Below are 16943 nucleotides of genomic sequence, written 5' to 3'. Positions count from 1 at the left end.
CCGCACGTTGCTCACTCCGCTCTGGCTCACGCTCAAGGTCGCCCTGCTCGCCACGCTTCTGTCCGGCGCGGCGGGCATCGGCCTGGGCTGGTGGATGTCGCGCCGCCGCTTCGCCGGCCAGCATGTTGCCGACGCCTTTCTGATGCTGCCGATGGTGCTGCCGCCGACCGTGCTCGGCTACTACCTGATCGTGCTGATCGGCCGCAACGGCGTGTTCGGCCAGTACCTCGACCGCTGGTTCGGCATCAACCTGATGTTCACATGGCAGGGCGCGGTGATCGCCGCATCGGTGGTGTCGCTGCCGCTGATCTACAAGGCCGCGCGCGCCGCTTTCGAAGAGGTCGATGGTCGCTTCGCACATGCCGCGCGCACGCTGGGTGCGGGCGAGTTCGAGGTCTTCTGGCGCATCGCGCTGCCGCTGGCGATCCGCGGCATCGCGGCCGGGCTGATGATGGCTTTCGCACGCGCGATGGGCGAATTCGGCGCGACGCTGATGATCGCCGGCAACCTGCCGGGCAAGACGCAGACGCTGTCCATCGCCGTGTACGAAGCCGTGCAGGCCGGCAACGACGCGCAGGCGCTGTGGCTGACGCTGGTGATCTCGCTGGTCTGCATGACCGTGCTGGTGATCTCGGGCCGATTGCTGCAGGCGCGGCATTGAGGCGGGCATGACGATGAACGACATGACATGTCCGGTACTCGACATCTCTCTCCAGCTCGCGCTGAACTCCGGCGACCGTCACTTCGAACTCGATGCGCGCTTCACCTCCACCGCCGCACGCACCGCGCTGATGGGCGCCTCCGGTTCCGGCAAGTCGACGGTGCTGATGGCCATCGCCGGCCTCGCGCCGCATGCGGCCGGCCACGTGCGGATCGGCGGCGCCAGCCTGCTCGACACCGTGCGCGGCATCGACCTGCCCGCGCGTGAACGCGGCATCGGTTTCGTTTTCCAGGACTACGCGTTGTTTCCGCACATGACGGTGACGCAGAACCTGGAATTCGGCGTGCGCAGGCTGGGCCAGAAGACCAGCGATGCCGATCGCATGCGCATCGATGCGCTGCTGCAGCAGTTCGACCTGCTCAAGCTGCGCGACGCCCTGCCCCGTCATCTCTCGGGTGGACAGCGCCAGCGGGTCGCGCTCGCACGTGCGCTCGCGCCGCAACCAAGTTTGCTGCTGCTTGACGAACCGCTGTCTGCACTCGACACAACACTGCGTACGCGGCTGCGCAAGGAACTCGCCGAGATGCTGGAGCGCGTGAACGTGCCGACGCTGCTGGTCACTCACGATCCGCAGGACGTCGAAGCGCTGGCGCAGGCGGTCGTCCACCTCGATCACGGACGGGTCGTGCAAAGCGGTTGAATCCGCTGTGCGGATCAGGGAAAACCCCGCCGCCCACTGTCAGTTCTGCAAAGGGTGCGCGGCTTACCATCGCGAGCTTTGCACGGCGCAAGCGCCGTCACCCTCAGACAACGGAGACACACGTGTCCGCACTCCTCAGATTCGCGACGGTCATGGACTGGATCAGCGAAAAGCTCAGCAAGTTCGCCGGCGTCGCCGTGCTGGCCGCATCGCTGATATCGGCCGGCAATGCGCTGATCCGCTACGGATTCGATTTCAGCAACAACTCGTGGCTCGAGATCCAGTGGTACCTCTTCGCGGCCACCGTGATGCTCGGCGCGCCGGTCGTGCTGCGCTACAACGAGCACGTCCGGGTCGACATCATCTACGGCAAGCTGAAGGGCAACGGTCCTGTCTACGTCGACATCTTCGGCCTGCTCTTCTTCCTGCTGCCGGTGATGGGTCTCTTCACCTACCTCACCTGGCCGTTCTTCTGGCGCATGTACGTCTCCGGCGAGATGTCCGGGAACATCGGCGGGCTGATCCGCTGGCCGGCCGCGCTGCTGATGCCGGTCGGCTTCGGCGCGATGTTCCTGCAGGGCGTGGCCGAGATCATCAAGCGCGTCGCCTATCTGCAAGGCCGCATCGAAATGAGCACGCATTACGAGAAGCCGCTGCAATGACACCGCACGCCGACTCCCTCTCCCCAGACTCCGCCACCGCCTGACACGCAGGACCCGACATGCAAATGGAAAATTTCGCCCCGATGATGTTCGCGGGGCTGGTCGTGATCATGCTGATCGGCTTTCCGGTCGCGTTCTCGCTTTCGGCGCTCGGTCTTTTCAGCGGCTTCATCGCCATCGAGATGGGTTGGTTCCCGGCCGGCTTCATGGCCAACCTGCCGCTCAACGTGTTCGGCATCCTGAGCAACGAGACGCTGCTCGCCATCCCGTTCTTCACGCTGATGGGCGCCGTGCTGGAGAAATGCGGCCTCGCCGAGGACATGCTCGATTCGATGGGCCAGCTCTTCGGCCCGGTGCGCGGCGGGCTGGGTTACTCGGTGATCATCGTCGGCTTCATCCTCGGCGCCATCACCGGCACGGTGGCCGGCCAGGTCATCGCGATGGCCATGATTTCCCTGCCGGTGATGATGCGATACGGCTACAACATGCGCTATTCGACCGGCGTGCTGGCCGCATCGGGCACCATCACGCAGCTAGTGCCGCCGTCGCTGGTGCTGATCGTCATGGCCGACCAGCTCGGCACCGACGTCGGCCAGATGTACAAGGGCGCCTGGGGCCCGTCGATCCTGCAGGTTCTGATCTTCGCGGCGTACACGTTCATGGTTGCGCGCCTGCGTCCCGACCACGTTCCGGGCCTGCCGCCTACCGCGCGCACGCTGCACGGCTGGGCGCTGTGGGGCAAGTGCCTGCGTGGCATCATTCCGTCGGCGATCCTGATCTTCGCGGTGCTCGGTTCGATGGGCGGCCTGCCCTTCATGGACCATGCCATCGCCACGCCGACCGAGGCCGGCGCGATGGGCGCGGTCGGCGCGCTGATCCTCGCCGCGATCCACCGCCGCCTCAACTGGACGCTGCTCAAGGAGGCGATGGAAGGCACCATGCGCATGACCGCGATGGTGGTGTTCATCCTGATCGGTTCGCGCGTGTTCTCGCTGGTGTTCCAGGGCGTCGACGGCGCGATCTGGATCGAGCACATGCTCACCGGCTTGCCGGGCGGGCAGATCGGCTTCCTTATCGCGGTCAACATCTTCGTCTTCTTCCTGGCGTTCTTCCTCGACTTCTTCGAGATCGCCTTCATCATCCTGCCGATGCTGGGGCCGGTCGCGGCCAAGCTCGGCATCGACATGGTCTGGTTCGGCGTGCTGCTGTGCGTGAACATGCAGACGTCGTTCATGCATCCGCCGTTCGGCTTCGCGCTGTTCTATCTGCGCGGCATCGCCGACACGCTGTTCAAGAACGGCGCATTGCCGCGCAAGGTGGAGTCCCGCGACATCTACCTCGGCGCGATTCCCTGGGTGCTGATGCAGCTGCTGCTGGTCGCCATCGTGATCTTCTTCCCGCAGACCGTGACCGTTTTTCTCGACAAGGCGGTGGTTGTCGATACAGACAAGGTTCAGCTCGAGATGCCGAAGGAAATGGGCGAGCCGGACGCAGGCGGCATGAACATGGAAGACCCGTTCGGCAACCAGAAGCCGGAGGCCGAACCGGCGCCTGAACCAGCACCTGAACCAGCGCCCGAAGCGACGCCGAAGCAATGACGGACAAATCGCCGGTACTGGCGGCGCTGGAAAGTCCCGCCTACCCGCCGCTGCTGCGCGTGCTGTCGGTGGTCATCGTCGTCGACGTGATCGGTTTTGCGCTCTGGAGCCTGCCTGCGTTGCGCAACACGACGTGGTCGACCGGCAGCCTGGCGCTGCTGTCGCTGGCCGGCATCGGCGTGCTGTGGATGGGCTGGTGGATCGTCTACAGCCGCACGCGTCTCGAAGGCGACGTGCTGAGCCAGACCTGGCTATGGAACCGCCGGGCGCATGCCAATGAAGTGACGCAACTCAAGCTGGTCCATCTGCGCCCGCTGCAGAAGATCATCGCGCCGCGACTGCTCGTGCGCAGGCGCAACGGCGCGATCGCTTGGTTCCACTCGGCCGATCCGCAGCTGCTCACGGCATTTGCCGAACGCGTCGCGGCCCAAGCTGGCCGCACGATGCAACGCGACTGAAACTTAGCCAAGAAAAAAGCCCCTACGGCGGACCCGAGGGGCTTTCTGCTTTTTGGAGCGTCTGGATCAGAGCTTCTGCTGCTGCATGAAGCGGTCGAAGGTGCCTTCGGTGAAGCGGAACCATGCGTTCTGGTCGGCCAGGAATTTCGACCAGTCGGGGTAGATCTTCTTCCACTCCGGGTTGCTGTTGTTCAGGTCCGAGAAGATCTGTTGTGCCGACTTGAAGGCCGCATTCATCACGTCTGCCGTGAACGGGCGCAGCTTCGTACCGGAGCCGACCAGCTGCTTGAGCGCGATCGGATTGCGCGCGTCGTACTTGGCCGTCATCGTGATGTTGGCATGCGAAGCCGCCGTTTCCACGATCGCCTTGTACTCGCCCGACAGGCTCTCCCACGCCTTGTTGTTGATGTAGAAGTCCAGCTGCGGACCGCCTTCCCACCAGCCGGGGTAGTAGTAGAACGGCGCGACCTTGTTGAAGCCGAGCTTTTGGTCGTCGTACGGGCCGACCCATTCCAGCGCGTCGAGCGTGCCCTTCTCGAGTGCCGGGTACAGGTCGGCGCCAGGGATTGATTGCGGGATCACGCCGAAGGGTTCGAGGACCTTTCCGGCGAACGGATTGGTGCGGAACTTCAGGCCCTTCAGATCGGCGACCGACTTGATTTCCTTGCGGAACCAGCCGCCCATCTGCGCGCCGGTATTGCCGCCCGGGAAATTGATGATGTTGTACTTGGCATAGAACTCGCGCATCAGCTTCAGACCGTTGCCTTCGTACATCCATGCGTTCATCTGGCGCGTGTTCATGCCGAATGGCACTGCGCAACCGAGGCAGAAGGTCGGGTCCTTGCCGTAGAAGTAGTACGGCGCGGTATGCGCCATTTCGACCGATGCGTTCTGCACGCCGTCGACCACGCCGAATGCCGGCATCAGCTCGCCGCCAGCGTGCACGGAGATCTGGAACTTGCCGCCGGTCATTTCGCTGACCTTCTTCGAGAACACCTCGGCTGTGCCGAAGATGGTGTCGAGCGATTTGGGGAAACTGGAAGCGAGACGCCAGCGCACAGCGGCCTGCGCGTGGACTGCCGGCGCGATGCCGGCAGCCAGCACGCCGGCGAGGCCTGCATTCTTGATGATTGAACGACGGTCCATGGGAAATTGACTCCGATTGCAAGGGGGAAAACAGGCCTTTTGAGCCCCCGTAATTGTAAAAAGAGCCTACCCCCGACCCGCAGGGGTTTACCCTGCGGAATCGGCGCCGAATCGTTTACCGATAGAGAGCGCGATGCCCTCTGCATCGAGGCCGATGCCGGCCATCAGCTTGCCCGGATCGCCATGCTCGATGAACAGATCCGGCAGACCGAGCTGAAGCACTGGCCGCAGCAATTCGGCTGCGCTCAGCGCCTCCAGCACGGCGCTGCCTGCGCCTCCCATCACAGCGCCTTCTTCGATCGTGACGATGGCCTCGTGCGATGCCGCCACCTTCAGCAGCAGTTCGACGTCCAGCGGCTTGGCCCAGCGCATGTTGACGACCGTCGCACCGATCGATTCAGCCGCTTCGAGCGCCGCGTACAGCAGCGTGCCGAACACCAGGATCGCGATGCGCGAACCTTCGCGACGAATTTCGCCGCGACCGAACGGCAGGCCCTCGAGCGTCAGGTGCGGCACGGTGCCGACGCCTGCGCCGCGCGGATAGCGCACCGCCACCGGATGGCTCTGCGCATAGGCGGTCGTCAGCAGTTGACGGCACTCGGCCTCGTCGGCCGGACACGCGATGCTCATGTTGGGAATGCAGCGCAGGAACGGTATGTCGTAGGCGCCGGCATGCGTCGCGCCGTCTGCACCGACGAGACCTGCGCGATCGATCGCGAACACTACCGGCAGGTTCTGGATCGCGACGTCGTGGATCAGCTGGTCGTAGGCGCGCTGAAGGAAGGTCGAATAGATCGCGACCACCGGCTTCAGTCCTTCGCAAGCCAGCCCGGCCGCGAACGTCACGGCATGCTGCTCCGCGATGCCGACGTCGTAGTAGCGACCGGGAAATCGTCGCTCGAATTCGACCAGACCGGAGCCTTCGCGCATCGCCGGCGTGATGCCGACGAGCCGACCGTCCTGTGCGGCCGTGTCGCAGATCCAGTCGCCGAAGACCTGCGTGAAAGTCTTCTTCGGCACGGCGGTCGGCACGACGAGCCCGATCTTGGGATCGAACTTGCCCGGCCCGTGGTAGGCCACGGGATCGGCCTCGGCCAGCTTGTAACCCTGTCCTTTCTTGGTCACGACGTGCAGAAATTGCGGACCGTCGAGCTGCTTCAGGTTTTCGAGCGTCGGCACCAGCGATTCGAGGTCGTGACCGTCGATCGGACCCACGTAGTTGAAGCCGAACTGCTCGAACAGCGTCGCCGGAACGACCATGCCCTTCGCATGCTGCTCGAGTCGCTTGGCAAGTTCGAACAGCGGCGGCGCATTGCGCAGCACGCTCTTGCCGACATTCTTGGCCGCAGCATAGAAATTGCCGCTCATCAGCTGCGCGAGATAGCGGTTGAGCGCGCCGACCGGCGGGCTGATCGACATGTCGTTGTCGTTCAGGATCACCAGCAGACGGCAGTCGCAGACGCCTGCATTGTTGAGCGCCTCGAAAGCCATGCCGGCGGTCAGCGCGCCGTCGCCGATGATCGCGACCGAGTGCCGGTTCTCGCCCTTCTGCTTGGCCGCCATCGCCATGCCGAGCGCAGCGGAAATGCTGGTCGACGAATGGGCTGTGCCGAAGGTGTCGTACTCGCTCTCGGTGCGCTGCGGAAAGCCCGACATGCCGCCAAGCTGGCGAAGCGTCGGCATGCGCTCCCGGCGGCCGGTGAGGATCTTGTGCGGATAGGTCTGATGGCCCACATCCCAGACCAGGCGGTCGTGCGGGGTGTTGAAGACGTGATGCAGCGCGACGGTGAGTTCGACCGTGCCGAGGTTGGAACTCAGGTGGCCGCCGGTGCGCGATACGTTGTCGAGCACGCAGGCACGGACCTCGTCGGCGAGTTGCCGGAGCTGAATGCGGTCGTACTGGCGGATGGCCGATGGATCTTTGAGTGTGGGAAGCAATGGGGCCATGGGGTCCTGAGGTTCTCTCGTCTTCTTCTTATCGGTCGCGATCCACGACCATGCGTGCCAGCGCACGCAGCGCTCCGGTGTCGGTCAAGCCGCTGCGATCGAGGGCCTCCAGCGCCTGCGCGAGCAGAACCTGCGCCTCCTCGCGGGCGCCGTCGAGACCTAGCAGCGAAACATAGGTCGGCTTGTCGGCCGCGGCATCCTTGCCGGCGGTCTTGCCGAGCGTTTGCGAATCGGCGGTGACGTCCAGTATGTCGTCGACGACCTGAAACGCCAGTCCGAGCGCGGCGCCGTAATCGCGCAGCGCATCGATCGTCTCCGGACGCACCCCGACGCCGCAGGCCACGCCCATCTCGACGCTGCCCTGCAGCAGCGCACCGGTCTTCAGACGATGCATCTCGCGCAACTGGACCTCGTCGAGCGCCAGGCCGACGCTGGCGAGATCGATCGCCTGCCCGCCGGCCATGCCCTGGCTGCCCGCCGCGCGCGCCAGCAGACGGCACAGCGTCGCCTGTACCGCAGGCGGCACGGCCGCTTCGTCGTCGGGTGTGAGCAGTTCGAAGGCCAGTGCCTGCAGCGCATCGCCGGCGAGCAAGGCATCGGCCTCGCCGAACTGCACGTGCACCGTCGGCTTGCCACGGCGCAGAACGTCGTTGTCCATGCACGGCAGATCGTCGTGCACGAGCGAATAGGCGTGAATCAGCTCGGCGGCGCACGCCGCCCGCAACGCGGCTTCCTCGTTGCCGGCGACCGCCTCGCGCGCCGCCATCACGAGAAGCGGACGCAGCCGCTTGCCGCCGTCGAGCACTGCATACCGCATCGCATCGCCCAACTTCTCCGGTGCATCGTTGCCGACCCAGTGCGACAGCGCAGTCTCGACACGCGAGAGATGCGGATCGCTCCACTCGGCCAGCCGCGCCGCGTTCCAGGCCACGGCGAGCGCGGGTGCGGTCGCGTTCATTCGGCCGACCACGACTTCAGCGTCCCGGCGTCCAGCACCTTGATCTGGTCTTCGACCGCCTGCAGCCTGTCCCGGCAGAATCCGAGCAACGCTGCGCCACGCCGATAGCTGCCGAGCAGTTGATCGAGGGGCAACTGACCTGATTCAAGTTCGGAAACCAGCCTTTCCAGCTCTTGCAAACCGGCTTCGTAGCTGGTCGGCAAGGCGGCGTTTTCGGGCGAGGCCATGGGGTCGGCGGATGAAAGAGGGGGCGCCTTGGGCATGCGGGAGACTGGGATGAGCCGTCGTGGTTGGGTTGAAACGGGGTCATTTTAGGACGGCTCCGATACAACTGCCCCGCAGGTACAATGCCTCCCTTCGCCCAGACCGGCGCCAGCCGGCTTTGTCCTTTGGGCCACCGTTGTCTCGGATGGCGCCTTCACTCTCCTTTTTCTCCCTGTGGGGAGCTTGGTCAGGTCACCCATGTCTGATTTAAGTCTTCAACTGCAGCAGGCGCAGAGCCAACTCCCTGTTTCCGCGTACTTCGACGAGGCACTCTATGCCCGCGAGCTGCAGACGCTTTTCGCCAACGGACCGCGCTATGTCGGACACCGGCTGGCCGTGCCCGAACAGGGCATGTTCCACACCCTGCCGCAGGAGCAGCAGGGCCGCGCGCTGGTGCATACGCCCAAGGGCGTCGAGCTGATCTCCAACGTCTGCCGTCACCGGCAGGCCGTGATCCTGCAGGGTCGGGGCGCGCTCGATGCGCGCACCGGCGGGAACATCGTCTGCCCGCTGCATCGATGGACCTACGCGGCGTCCGATCCGCGCACCACCGGCACGCTGATCGGCGCTCCGCACTTCGACGAGGACCCGTGCCTGAGCCTGCACAACTATCCGCTCGAGGAATGGAACGGGCTTCTGTTCGAGAAGAGCCGCGATGCCGGCGCGCAGCACGGTCGCAGCGTCGCGACCGATCTGGCCGGACTTGGTCCGCGCGCCGATCTCGACTTCTCGGGTTATGCACTCGACCGCGTCGAACTGCACGAGTGCAACTACAACTGGAAGACCTTCATCGAGGTGTATCTGGAGGACTACCACGTAGGCCCTTTCCATCCGGGGCTGGGCAGCTTCGTGACCTGCGACGACCTGCGCTGGGAATTCGGCAGGCATTTCTCGGTGCAGACGGTGGGCGTGGCCAACCGGCTCGGCCGCGCCGGCAGTCCGATCTACCAGAAGTGGCAGGAGCAGTTGCTCAAGTACCGCGACGGCAAGCCGCCGAAATACGGGGCGATCTGGCTCACCTGCTATCCGCATGTGATGGTCGAGTGGTACCCGCACGTGCTGACAGTGTCGACGCTGCATCCGGTCGGTCCGCAGAAGACGATGAACATGGTCGAGTTCTTCTATCCCGAGGAGATCGTCGCGTTCGAGCGCGAGTTCGTCGAGGCACAGCAGGCCGCGTACATGGAAACCTGCGTGGAAGACGACGAGATCGCCGAGCGCATGGACGCCGGTCGTCGTGCGCTGATGCTGCGCGGCGACAACGAAACCGGCCCGTATCAGAGCCCCATGGAAGACGGCATGCAGCACTTCCACGAGTGGTATAAAAAGGAGCTCGCCCCCAGGTCGTAGCGCACTTCGTGTCGCTTCTCCCACCCCCTGCCGGGGGCGATACCAGCGGCCGGGCGGAGCCCGTTCCGCGGTATCTCTGGCAAATGCCGTCCTCCACGCCTCTCTCTATTTGATTGTCTAGTTCGTGCAAGCCTTGTGGATGGTGTTGGGTGCCTTGTTCTTCGCGACGATGGGCGTCTGCGTGAAGATCGCGTCGGACTGGTTTTCGAGCGCCGAACTGGTGCTTTACCGCGGTCTGATCGGCATCGTGTTTCTCTGGGTGCTGGCGCGCACGCGCGGCGTTTCGCTGGCGACACGGTATCCGGGCATGCATGCGTGGCGCAGCACGATCGGCGTACTGTCGCTCGGCGCCTGGTTCTACGCCATCGCGCATCTGCCGCTGGCCAGCGCCATGACGCTCAACTACATGAGCAGCATCTGGATCGCGGCTTTCCTCATCGGCGGCGCACTGATCGCCTGGGTTCCGGTGCCGGGGCGCGACGGCACTGTGCCGAAGCCGCCGCTCCAGGGCTCGCTCGCGCTGACGGTGCTGGCAGGTTTCATCGGCGTGATCCTTATCCTCAAGCCCGACGTCGGCGGCCTACATGGAAGTAGCGGAAGCGGTAGCGGAAGCGGCGGTACGGGCAACGGCCAGGGCTTCGCCGGCATGGTCGGATTGCTCTCGGGCATGGCAGCTGCCTTCGCCTACATGCAGGTCGTGGCGCTGTCGAAGCTCGGCGAACCCGAGGCCCGGACGGTGTTCTATTTCGCCGTCGGGTCCGCTGTGGCGGGCCTGATTGCGACCTTGTTCACCGGCTTCACTCCGATCGACGAATGGACCTGGGGCCACACGCTCTGGCTGCTGCCGGTCGGCGTGCTGGCGGCGCTGGGCCAGCTCTGCATGACGCGCGCCTATGCGACGGCGAAAACTGCCGGCGGTACGCTGCTGGTTGCAAACCTGCAATATTCCGGCATCATTTTCTCGGCGATCTTCGGCGTTGCGCTTTTCGGCGACCGCATCGACGCCGGCAGCCTTGCCGGGATGGCGCTGATCATCGCCAGCGGTGTCGCAGCCACCTTCCTGCGCCAGCGCTCGCTGCCCAAAGCACCGGCCGAAGAACACTAGCCACATCAGGAGCATCGCGCATGTACACCACGCTCATTTCCGCCGAAGACCTCCAGGCCCTGCAGACCGCAGGCACACCGACGATGGTCTTCGACTGCACTTTCGACCTCATGAAGCCAGCGTCCGGCCAGGCGCAGTATGCGGCGTCGCACATTCCCGGCGCCGTCTACGCGAACCTCGACACCGACCTGAGCGCACGCCACGGCGCTCCGGGCAAGCACGGCGTCCTGGTTGCGCAGGACGAGGGCCTGCCGGCGTCGGGCGGACGTCATCCGTTGCCAAGTCGCGAGAGATTTGCCGAGTGGCTGTCGAGCGTCGGCTTCCGGAACGACATGCAGGCAGTCGTCTACGACCGCAACGGCGCAAATTACTGCGGGCGGCTGTGGTGGATGCTGAAATGGATGGGCCACGATGCGGTTGCCTTGCTGGACGGCGGGCTGCAGGCGTGGGAAGCCGCTGGAGGCGCAGTGACCGGCGAAGAGGAAGCAGGCCATTTCCAGTCCAACTACGTCACCGGTGATTCGCTGGTGAAACTGGTCGGAACCGAAGAAGTGGCAAAGCAGCTGGATCGGCCGGGACAAACGGTCGTCGATGCACGTGCAGGTGCCCGGTATCGAGGCGAGGTAGAGCCTCTGGACCCGATCGCCGGCCACATTCCCGGCGCGCTCAATCGACCCTTCGGTGAAAACCTCGGTCCGGACGGCAAATTCAAACCGGCAGCGCAATTGCGATCCGAGTTCGCCGCGTTGCTCGGAGATCGCGACCCGTCGACGGTGGTCCACCAATGCGGAAGCGGCGTCAGTGCCGTTCCGAATCTGCTTGCGATGCAGATCGCAGGCTTTGCGCCGACCGCGTTGTATGCAGGCAGCTGGAGCGCATGGAGCAACACACCGGGATTGCCCTCGCGACAAGGCCCGGAGCCCTGACCCCAACGGAACGATCTATGCAGTGAATCAGTCCGGTGCCTGAACGACGCGGCCCTGCTCCTCGTCGGCAGTCACGTTGTCGGCATCGAGATCGCTGGCATCGGTCAGGTCGATGCCGGTTTCGTCTTCAAGCTCTTCGGGAGCGGAATTTTCCGGTGCATCGAAGGCATCGCCCAGCGGACTTTCGCCGTCGTTGTCGTCCTCGGGCGAAAACGCGCCGGTACGGAGGGTTGGATCTGAAGAATTCATGGCGATGGTCCTGGAAATCGTGACGTTGTCCGAATGGGAGAGTGAAGGTGCATGCTGCACCTCATCCAACCGGCTTGCAACGCCCATCAGGCCGCATTCGCGTCGGAAATCGCCTGCGTCCGGTTCTGCGTGTGTGCATCATGCCCGCCGTGCTCGTGGCCATGCTCGTGATCGTGCCCTGCATGCGCAAGCTGGCTCACCACCGTGACCAGCGCGATGCCGGCGATCAGCCAAGCGATCTGCGCTGCCGTCTGTTGCGCGGGCAACTGCTTCTGCAGTTGCGGTATGAGGTCGGCCAGCGCCACATAGACGAAGCTGCTGCCGGCCAACACCAGGAAATACGGCAACAGGCCGTGCAACTGGTCGACCAGCCACCACCCGACCAGTCCGCCCAGCACGGTCATCGTGCCGGCAAGCGACACCTTGACGAGCGCGGCGCGCGAATCGGACGACGTCTGGCGCAGCACGATCAGGTCGCCGATATGGTGCGGTACTTCATGCGCAAGCACCGCCAGTGCCGCGACCATGCCGAGCCGGATGTCCGCGATGAAAGCCGAGGCGATCAGGATGCCGTCGCCGAAGCAGTGCACGCTGTCGCCGGTCAGCACCGTCCATCCGCCGACGCGAGGCCCGTGCGCATGAGCATGAGCGTGGCCGTGATCGTGCGGCTCCTGCCCGTGCTTCGCCGCATGGCCCTCCTCCGACTCGACGTCGATGTGATGGTGCTCATGCCCGTGGTGCCAGAGTTCGGCTTTGTCGAGCAGGAAGAAGAACACCAGCCCGAACAGCAGCACCGCGAACAATCGCGACGGCTCCACGCCGCCTTCGAACGCTTCCGGCAGCAGATGCATGAAGGCGGTTGCCAGCAACGCGCCGGCCGCAAGGCTCAGAAGATGCTGCGGATTGACGCCGCCGCCCCCGGTCCGCACGCCGAAGCGCATGAGCAGCGCAGCGATCCAGACGCTTCCGGTGCCGGCTGCGAGCGTGGCGACGATGATGGCCAACAGGTCCATGGTTCTTCTTCTCTTGCAAAAAATAAAGCCGTCCATCGGGACGGCTTTCGTTGGGGGAAAGCGGCTCACTGCGCCGCCTTCCGGCAAATTGCAGGATCAGGCGACGCCGTTGGCTTTGAACCAGGCCACCGCGCGACGCCAGCCGTCTTCGGCCGGCTCCTTGATGTAGCTCGGCCGGTAATCGGCATGGAACGCGTGGCCCGCTTCGGGGTACACGACGAACTGGGATTCCTTGGCTGCGGCGGAACCGCTGGCAAGGGCCGTTTTCATCTTATCAACCGTGTCAAGAGGGATTCCCTGGTCTTTTCCGCCGTACAGGCCGAGCACCGGCGCCTGGATCTGCGCGGCCACGTCGACCGGATGGCGAGGCGTTAGCTCGCTCGGCTGTCCGACCAGCCGGCCGTACCAAGCCACGCCGGCCTTGACCTTGCCTGTCGCTGCGTAGAGCCACACGATGCGGCCGCCCCAGCAGAAGCCGGTGATGCCGGCTTTCGACACGTCGCCGCCATGCGCCGCCGCGTACTGCAACGCGCCGTCCAGGTCGGCCATCACCTGGGCGTCGGGCACCTTGGATACGATCTCGCTCATCAGCTTTGGAATCTCGGTGTAGCTCTTCGGGTCGCCCTGCCGCGCATACATGTCCGGCGCGATGGCCATGTAGCCGAGCTTCGCGAACCGGCGGCAGGTGTCGGCGATGTACTCGTGCACACCGAAGATTTCCTGGATCACCAGGATCACCGGCAGACCGGTCTTGCCGGCCGGCGCGGCGACATAGGCCGGCACGTCGAAACCGGCGACCGTGAACTTCACCGCGCCGGCCTTCAGGCCTTCGGACGATGTCGTGATCGCGGTCTGCGCCGAGATCGGCAGCGTCGATGCGGCATAGCCGACGCCGAGCGCGGCCTTCAGTGCCGTCCGACGCGTTGCACCGCCGTCCTTGCTTTCGCCGGGGCGCAGCGAATCGAATTCGGATCGAAGATCGGAAGCGGTCTGGTTGTCTGCGAAGCGGTCGTCTGAACTTGGCATGGGTACTCCGGTTGAAGGCGGGATGGAACGCTTCCGACTCTAGGCGATTACCAAACCCCGGTCAGGTCGCCGGCTTATCGGAAGGGGTCCTGATGTTCTGGCGCAATTCGTCGCTCAACGGCAGGCCGATCGGCAGGTTCTTCGGCGGAATCGGGCCGAGGAACCACTTGTTGTAAAGCTTCTCGAATTCGCCCGACTTCATCATGCCGGTGATCACGCCGTCGACCAGCGCCTTGAACTGCGGGTCGTCCTTGGGCAGCATGCAGGCGTAGGGCTCCACCTGCAGCGCCTCGCCGACCACTTCGAGCTCTGCAGGATTCTTCGAATTCGAGCGCAGGCCATATAGCAGGATGTCGTCCATTGCGAACGCGGCGGCACGGTCGCTCTCGACCAGCAGCAGCGCGTCGGCATGGTCCTTGGCTGCGAGGATGTCGAGGTCCAGCTTCTTCTCTTCGTTGTACTTGCGCACGACCAGCATGTTGGTCGTGCCGGTGGTGATCGCGACCTTCTTGCCCTTCAGGTCGGCATAGTCCTTGACGTTCGCGGTCTTCTTCACCAAGAGGCGGGTGCCGGTGTAGAAATGGTTGACGGCAAACGCCACGTCCTTGGCCCGCGCCGTGTTGTTGGTGGTCGAGCCGCATTCGACGTCGATGGTGCCGTTGGACAAAAGTGGGATGCGGTTCTGCGAAGTGACCGACATCCAGTTGACTTCGAGGTCGGGCTTGCCCAGTTTTTGCTTGACCGCAGCGACGATCGCATTTGAAAGATCGACCGAGAAACCGATCGGCTTGCTCGGGCCGTCGAGATAGCTGAACGGCACCGACGATTCGCGGTAGGCCATCGTGATCTTGTTCGACGACGCCACCTTGGCGAGCGTGTCGGCAGCCTGTGCGCCTGTGGCGGTCAGCAGGATGGCGGTCATCAGGAAGGAGAGTTTCATTCGGGCCTTTCGGGACGCATTGATGATCGATGACAAAACTTCGAGAGAACAGTGTAAAAACTTGTTCGTTCCGGCAGCATACCGGGCGCAACAATCAAGCCAGCAAGGAAAGCACGCATGCATGTCTGTGTTCTCGGCGCCGGAATCGTCGGGCTCGCCACGGCCTGGGAGCTGCAGCGGCTCGGCCACCGCGTGACGGTGATCGAGCGGGCGGCCGCACCCGGCAGCGGCGCGAGCGGCGGCAACGGCGCGCAGCTGAGCTATTCGTACGTGCAACCGCTGGCCGATGCATCCATCTGGAAGCAGCTGCCGAAGCTGCTTTTGTCAGCCGATTCGCCGCTCAAGCTGCGTCCGCAACTCGACCCGCTGCAATGGCGCTGGGCGGTGCAGTTCCTGGCTGCATGCAATGGCGCCACGTCTCGCGCCACTACAAAACAGCTGCTGGTGCTCGCCGCGCTGAGCCGGACGGCATTCGACGAGATGCGTGCTGACGTCCGGCCCGACTGCGACTTCTCCGCGACCGGCAAGCTGGTGCTCTACGGCAGCGAGCAGGCGCTCCTCGGCGCGCAACACCAGCTGAACCTGCAGCGCGATCTGGGAAGCGAGCAGTGGGTGGTTTCGCAGGACGAATGCATCGCGCTCGAACCCGCGCTCGCCGGCTACCGGTCGGGCATCGCCGGCGCGGTCTACACGCCGAGCGAGTGTGCGGCCGACTGTCTCAAGGTCTGCACCGAGCTCGAGCGCACGCTGCGCAAACGCCGCGTCGTCTTCATGCTGGAAACCGATGTCAGCGGATTCGATATCCGCGGCGACCGCCTGACCGCCGTGCGCACCAACGGACGGCACGGGCCTGGCAGCGTGGAGGCCGATGCCTTGGTGCTGGCCGCTGGAAGCGCATCGCACAAGCTCGGACGATCGCTCGGCATTTCGCTGCCGGTCTATCCGCTGAAGGGCTACAGCATCACGGTCGACGTCGGCACCTCGGCCGGGACGCCGCGCGTGAACGTCACCGACAGCTCGCGCAAGGTGGTCTTCGCGCGAATCGGATCGCGCCTGCGCGTGGCCGGCATGGCGGAACTCGTCGGGCACGACGCGCGGATTCCGGCCGAACGCATCGAGACACTCGTCGCCGCGACGCGCAGCGTCTTTCCGGATGCGATGCCGGCTGGCGGCGACGTGGCACTGCATCCGTGGACCGGCATGCGCCCCGCGACGCCAACGGCTCTGCCGATCATCGGCCGACAGCGCGGCGCACCGGGCAACGTCCTGTTCAACGTCGGCCACGGTGCGCTCGGCTTCACATTGTCTTTCGGTTCGGCGCGGCTGCTGGGACAGGCACTGACCTCGGCGGCGTAGCTGCCTCGGCGTCAGGCGTCAGGCGTCAGTGCTTGTGGTCGCCGTGCATGCCCGGCATCGAAGCGCCGCTCGCGCCCGACGCTGCCGCACTGTTCAGCGGACGCACGGTCGCCTCGACCTGCTGCGTCTCGCGCTTGCCGCTCTTGTCTTCGAAGACCAGCGTCAGCGGCACCTTCTCACCCGCCTTCACCTGCTGCGGCAGATCGAGCAACATGATGTGCTGCCCGCTCGGCGTGAGCTCTACCGTCTTGCCCGCAGGAAGTTCGATGCCGCCGGCCACCTGGCGCATCCGCATCACGCCATCGCGCATCGCCATCTCGTGCACTTCGGCGAGCGGCGTCACGGGCGTGCTCACGGACACGAGCTTCGTGTCCTTGGCAGCGCTGATCTGCATGAACGCACTGGTCGATTTCTGCTGCGGCACCGTGGCTCGCACCCACGCGTCCTTGACGGTGACCTGCGCCTGCGCGCTGGCGGCGGCGAGCGCAGCGACAGCCAGCAGGATGGATTGGAAAGCGTGACGGGTACTGGATTGCATGACGGGCTCTTGAAATGTTCGTTGAACGCGATGTCCGGGTCAGCGA

18 protein-coding genes are annotated in these 16943 nt (G+C 64.7%); 9 read left to right on the top strand and 9 right to left on the bottom strand.

Annotated elements, in window-relative coordinates; genetic code table 11:
* Nucleotides 1-7 precede the first annotated feature (7 nt).
* From modB to ACSFA3_RS13150, 5 genes are all read left to right on the top strand, one after another.
* Nucleotides 8-661 (top strand): molybdate ABC transporter permease subunit, encoded by a 654-nt coding sequence (modB, locus tag ACSFA3_RS13170; protein WP_435505888.1) that lies wholly within the window; start codon nucleotides 8-10, stop codon nucleotides 659-661.
* 13 nt (nucleotides 662-674) lie between these two features.
* The gene (locus ACSFA3_RS13165) at nucleotides 675-1361 is read left to right on the top strand and encodes a sulfate/molybdate ABC transporter ATP-binding protein (protein ID WP_435505887.1); all 687 of its coding nucleotides are present in this window, start codon (nucleotides 675-677) and stop codon (nucleotides 1359-1361) included.
* A gap of 122 nt (nucleotides 1362-1483) precedes the next feature.
* Complete coding sequence (locus tag ACSFA3_RS13160; protein WP_435505886.1) at nucleotides 1484-2023, top strand: TRAP transporter small permease subunit; 540 nt, start codon at nucleotides 1484-1486, stop codon at nucleotides 2021-2023.
* 59 nt (nucleotides 2024-2082) lie between these two features.
* A complete protein-coding gene (locus tag ACSFA3_RS13155) occupies nucleotides 2083-3621 on the top strand; it encodes a TRAP transporter large permease (protein ID WP_435505885.1) in 1539 nt (512 codons plus the stop codon).
* Entirely contained in the window at nucleotides 3618-4079 is a 462-nt protein-coding gene (locus ACSFA3_RS13150) for a hypothetical protein (RefSeq protein ID WP_435505884.1), read from the top strand. The genes ACSFA3_RS13155 and ACSFA3_RS13150 overlap by 4 nt, the downstream gene beginning before the upstream one ends.
* 66 nt (nucleotides 4080-4145) lie before the next feature.
* On the opposite strand, the gene ACSFA3_RS13145 is transcribed toward ACSFA3_RS13150, so the two are convergent.
* The 4 genes from ACSFA3_RS13145 to xseB form a co-directional block, all read right to left on the bottom strand.
* Nucleotides 4146-5225: a TRAP transporter substrate-binding protein gene (locus ACSFA3_RS13145; protein ID WP_435505883.1), complete on the bottom strand. Its 1080-nt coding sequence runs from the start codon at nucleotides 5223-5225 to the stop codon at nucleotides 4146-4148.
* 87 nt (nucleotides 5226-5312) lie between these two features.
* Nucleotides 5313-7172, bottom strand: coding sequence for a 1-deoxy-D-xylulose-5-phosphate synthase (gene dxs, locus ACSFA3_RS13140; protein ID WP_435505882.1), 1860 nt, complete (start codon nucleotides 7170-7172; stop codon nucleotides 5313-5315).
* A gap of 28 nt (nucleotides 7173-7200) precedes the next feature.
* Nucleotides 7201-8130: a polyprenyl synthetase family protein gene (locus ACSFA3_RS13135; RefSeq protein WP_435505881.1), complete on the bottom strand. Its 930-nt coding sequence runs from the start codon at nucleotides 8128-8130 to the stop codon at nucleotides 7201-7203.
* Nucleotides 8127-8393 (bottom strand): exodeoxyribonuclease VII small subunit, encoded by a 267-nt coding sequence (gene xseB, locus ACSFA3_RS13130; RefSeq protein ID WP_435505880.1) that lies wholly within the window; start codon nucleotides 8391-8393, stop codon nucleotides 8127-8129. Before xseB ends, ACSFA3_RS13135 begins: the two co-directional genes overlap by 4 nt.
* 199 nt (nucleotides 8394-8592) lie before the next feature.
* Here xseB and ACSFA3_RS13125 point away from each other — a divergent pair, with 199 nt between their 5' ends.
* From ACSFA3_RS13125 to ACSFA3_RS13115, 3 genes are all read left to right on the top strand, one after another.
* Nucleotides 8593-9744 (top strand): aromatic ring-hydroxylating oxygenase subunit alpha, encoded by a 1152-nt coding sequence (locus ACSFA3_RS13125; RefSeq protein ID WP_435505879.1) that lies wholly within the window; start codon nucleotides 8593-8595, stop codon nucleotides 9742-9744.
* A gap of 139 nt (nucleotides 9745-9883) precedes the next feature.
* Nucleotides 9884-10849, top strand: a complete 966-nt coding sequence (locus ACSFA3_RS13120; RefSeq protein WP_435506222.1) for a DMT family transporter — start codon at nucleotides 9884-9886, stop codon at nucleotides 10847-10849.
* A 20-nt stretch (nucleotides 10850-10869) separates the two neighbouring features.
* Entirely contained in the window at nucleotides 10870-11775 is a 906-nt protein-coding gene (locus ACSFA3_RS13115; RefSeq protein ID WP_435505878.1) for a sulfurtransferase, read from the top strand.
* 27 nt (nucleotides 11776-11802) lie between these two features.
* Here ACSFA3_RS13115 and ACSFA3_RS13110 read toward each other — a convergent pair whose 3' ends face one another.
* The 4 genes from ACSFA3_RS13110 to ACSFA3_RS13095 form a co-directional block, all read right to left on the bottom strand.
* Entirely contained in the window at nucleotides 11803-12024 is a 222-nt protein-coding gene (locus tag ACSFA3_RS13110; protein WP_435505877.1) for a hypothetical protein, read from the bottom strand.
* 86 nt (nucleotides 12025-12110) lie between these two features.
* Nucleotides 12111-13037 carry a ZIP family metal transporter gene (locus tag ACSFA3_RS13105; protein WP_435505876.1) on the bottom strand — a complete coding sequence of 309 codons (927 nt, stop codon included), beginning with the start codon at nucleotides 13035-13037 and terminating at the stop codon, nucleotides 12111-12113.
* 96 nt (nucleotides 13038-13133) lie between these two features.
* Nucleotides 13134-14063: a dienelactone hydrolase family protein gene (locus ACSFA3_RS13100; RefSeq protein ID WP_435505875.1), complete on the bottom strand. Its 930-nt coding sequence runs from the start codon at nucleotides 14061-14063 to the stop codon at nucleotides 13134-13136.
* 61 nt (nucleotides 14064-14124) lie between these two features.
* Nucleotides 14125-15003 (bottom strand): transporter substrate-binding domain-containing protein, encoded by an 879-nt coding sequence (locus tag ACSFA3_RS13095; RefSeq protein WP_435505874.1) that lies wholly within the window; start codon nucleotides 15001-15003, stop codon nucleotides 14125-14127.
* Nucleotides 15004-15120: 117 nt separating this feature from the next.
* Here ACSFA3_RS13095 and ACSFA3_RS13090 point away from each other — a divergent pair, with 117 nt between their 5' ends.
* Nucleotides 15121-16359 (top strand): D-amino acid dehydrogenase, encoded by a 1239-nt coding sequence (locus tag ACSFA3_RS13090; RefSeq protein ID WP_435505873.1) that lies wholly within the window; start codon nucleotides 15121-15123, stop codon nucleotides 16357-16359.
* Between the two features lie 25 nt (nucleotides 16360-16384).
* Here the strand turns inward: ACSFA3_RS13090 and ACSFA3_RS13085 are convergent, their stop codons facing one another.
* Nucleotides 16385-16897 carry a copper chaperone PCu(A)C gene (locus ACSFA3_RS13085; protein ID WP_435505872.1) on the bottom strand — a complete coding sequence of 171 codons (513 nt, stop codon included), beginning with the start codon at nucleotides 16895-16897 and terminating at the stop codon, nucleotides 16385-16387.
* Nucleotides 16898-16943 lie beyond the last annotated feature (46 nt).

It is taken from the genome of Variovorax glucosi, assembly GCF_051216695.1.
Lineage (GTDB): Bacteria > Pseudomonadota > Gammaproteobacteria > Burkholderiales > Burkholderiaceae_C > Variovorax.
The sequence above is the reverse complement of the archived record's forward strand: the minus strand, read 5'-3'. Positions and strand labels throughout refer to the sequence as shown.

Coding starts and splice junctions, on each gene's coding strand:
- ACSFA3_RS13145 (WP_435505883.1), bottom strand. CDS start 5,225: ATGGACCGTCGTTCAATCATCAAGAATGCAGGCCTCGCCGGCGTGCTG.
- ACSFA3_RS13105 (WP_435505876.1), bottom strand. CDS start 13,037: ATGGACCTGTTGGCCATCATCGTCGCCACGCTCGCAGCCGGCACCGGA.
- ACSFA3_RS13085 (WP_435505872.1), bottom strand. CDS start 16,897: ATGCAATCCAGTACCCGTCACGCTTTCCAATCCATCCTGCTGGCTGTC.
- xseB (WP_435505880.1), bottom strand. CDS start 8,393: ATGCCCAAGGCGCCCCCTCTTTCATCCGCCGACCCCATGGCCTCGCCC.
- ACSFA3_RS13150 (WP_435505884.1), top strand. CDS start 3,618: ATGACGGACAAATCGCCGGTACTGGCGGCGCTGGAAAGTCCCGCCTAC.
- ACSFA3_RS13095 (WP_435505874.1), bottom strand. CDS start 15,003: ATGAAACTCTCCTTCCTGATGACCGCCATCCTGCTGACCGCCACAGGC.
- ACSFA3_RS13115 (WP_435505878.1), top strand. CDS start 10,870: ATGTACACCACGCTCATTTCCGCCGAAGACCTCCAGGCCCTGCAGACC.
- ACSFA3_RS13110 (WP_435505877.1), bottom strand. CDS start 12,024: ATGAATTCTTCAGATCCAACCCTCCGTACCGGCGCGTTTTCGCCCGAG.
- ACSFA3_RS13090 (WP_435505873.1), top strand. CDS start 15,121: ATGCATGTCTGTGTTCTCGGCGCCGGAATCGTCGGGCTCGCCACGGCC.
- ACSFA3_RS13135 (WP_435505881.1), bottom strand. CDS start 8,130: ATGAACGCGACCGCACCCGCGCTCGCCGTGGCCTGGAACGCGGCGCGG.
- ACSFA3_RS13100 (WP_435505875.1), bottom strand. CDS start 14,063: ATGCCAAGTTCAGACGACCGCTTCGCAGACAACCAGACCGCTTCCGAT.
- ACSFA3_RS13165 (WP_435505887.1), top strand. CDS start 675: ATGAACGACATGACATGTCCGGTACTCGACATCTCTCTCCAGCTCGCG.
- ACSFA3_RS13155 (WP_435505885.1), top strand. CDS start 2,083: ATGCAAATGGAAAATTTCGCCCCGATGATGTTCGCGGGGCTGGTCGTG.
- dxs (WP_435505882.1), bottom strand. CDS start 7,172: ATGGCCCCATTGCTTCCCACACTCAAAGATCCATCGGCCATCCGCCAG.
- ACSFA3_RS13125 (WP_435505879.1), top strand. CDS start 8,593: ATGTCTGATTTAAGTCTTCAACTGCAGCAGGCGCAGAGCCAACTCCCT.
- ACSFA3_RS13120 (WP_435506222.1), top strand. CDS start 9,884: ATGGTGTTGGGTGCCTTGTTCTTCGCGACGATGGGCGTCTGCGTGAAG.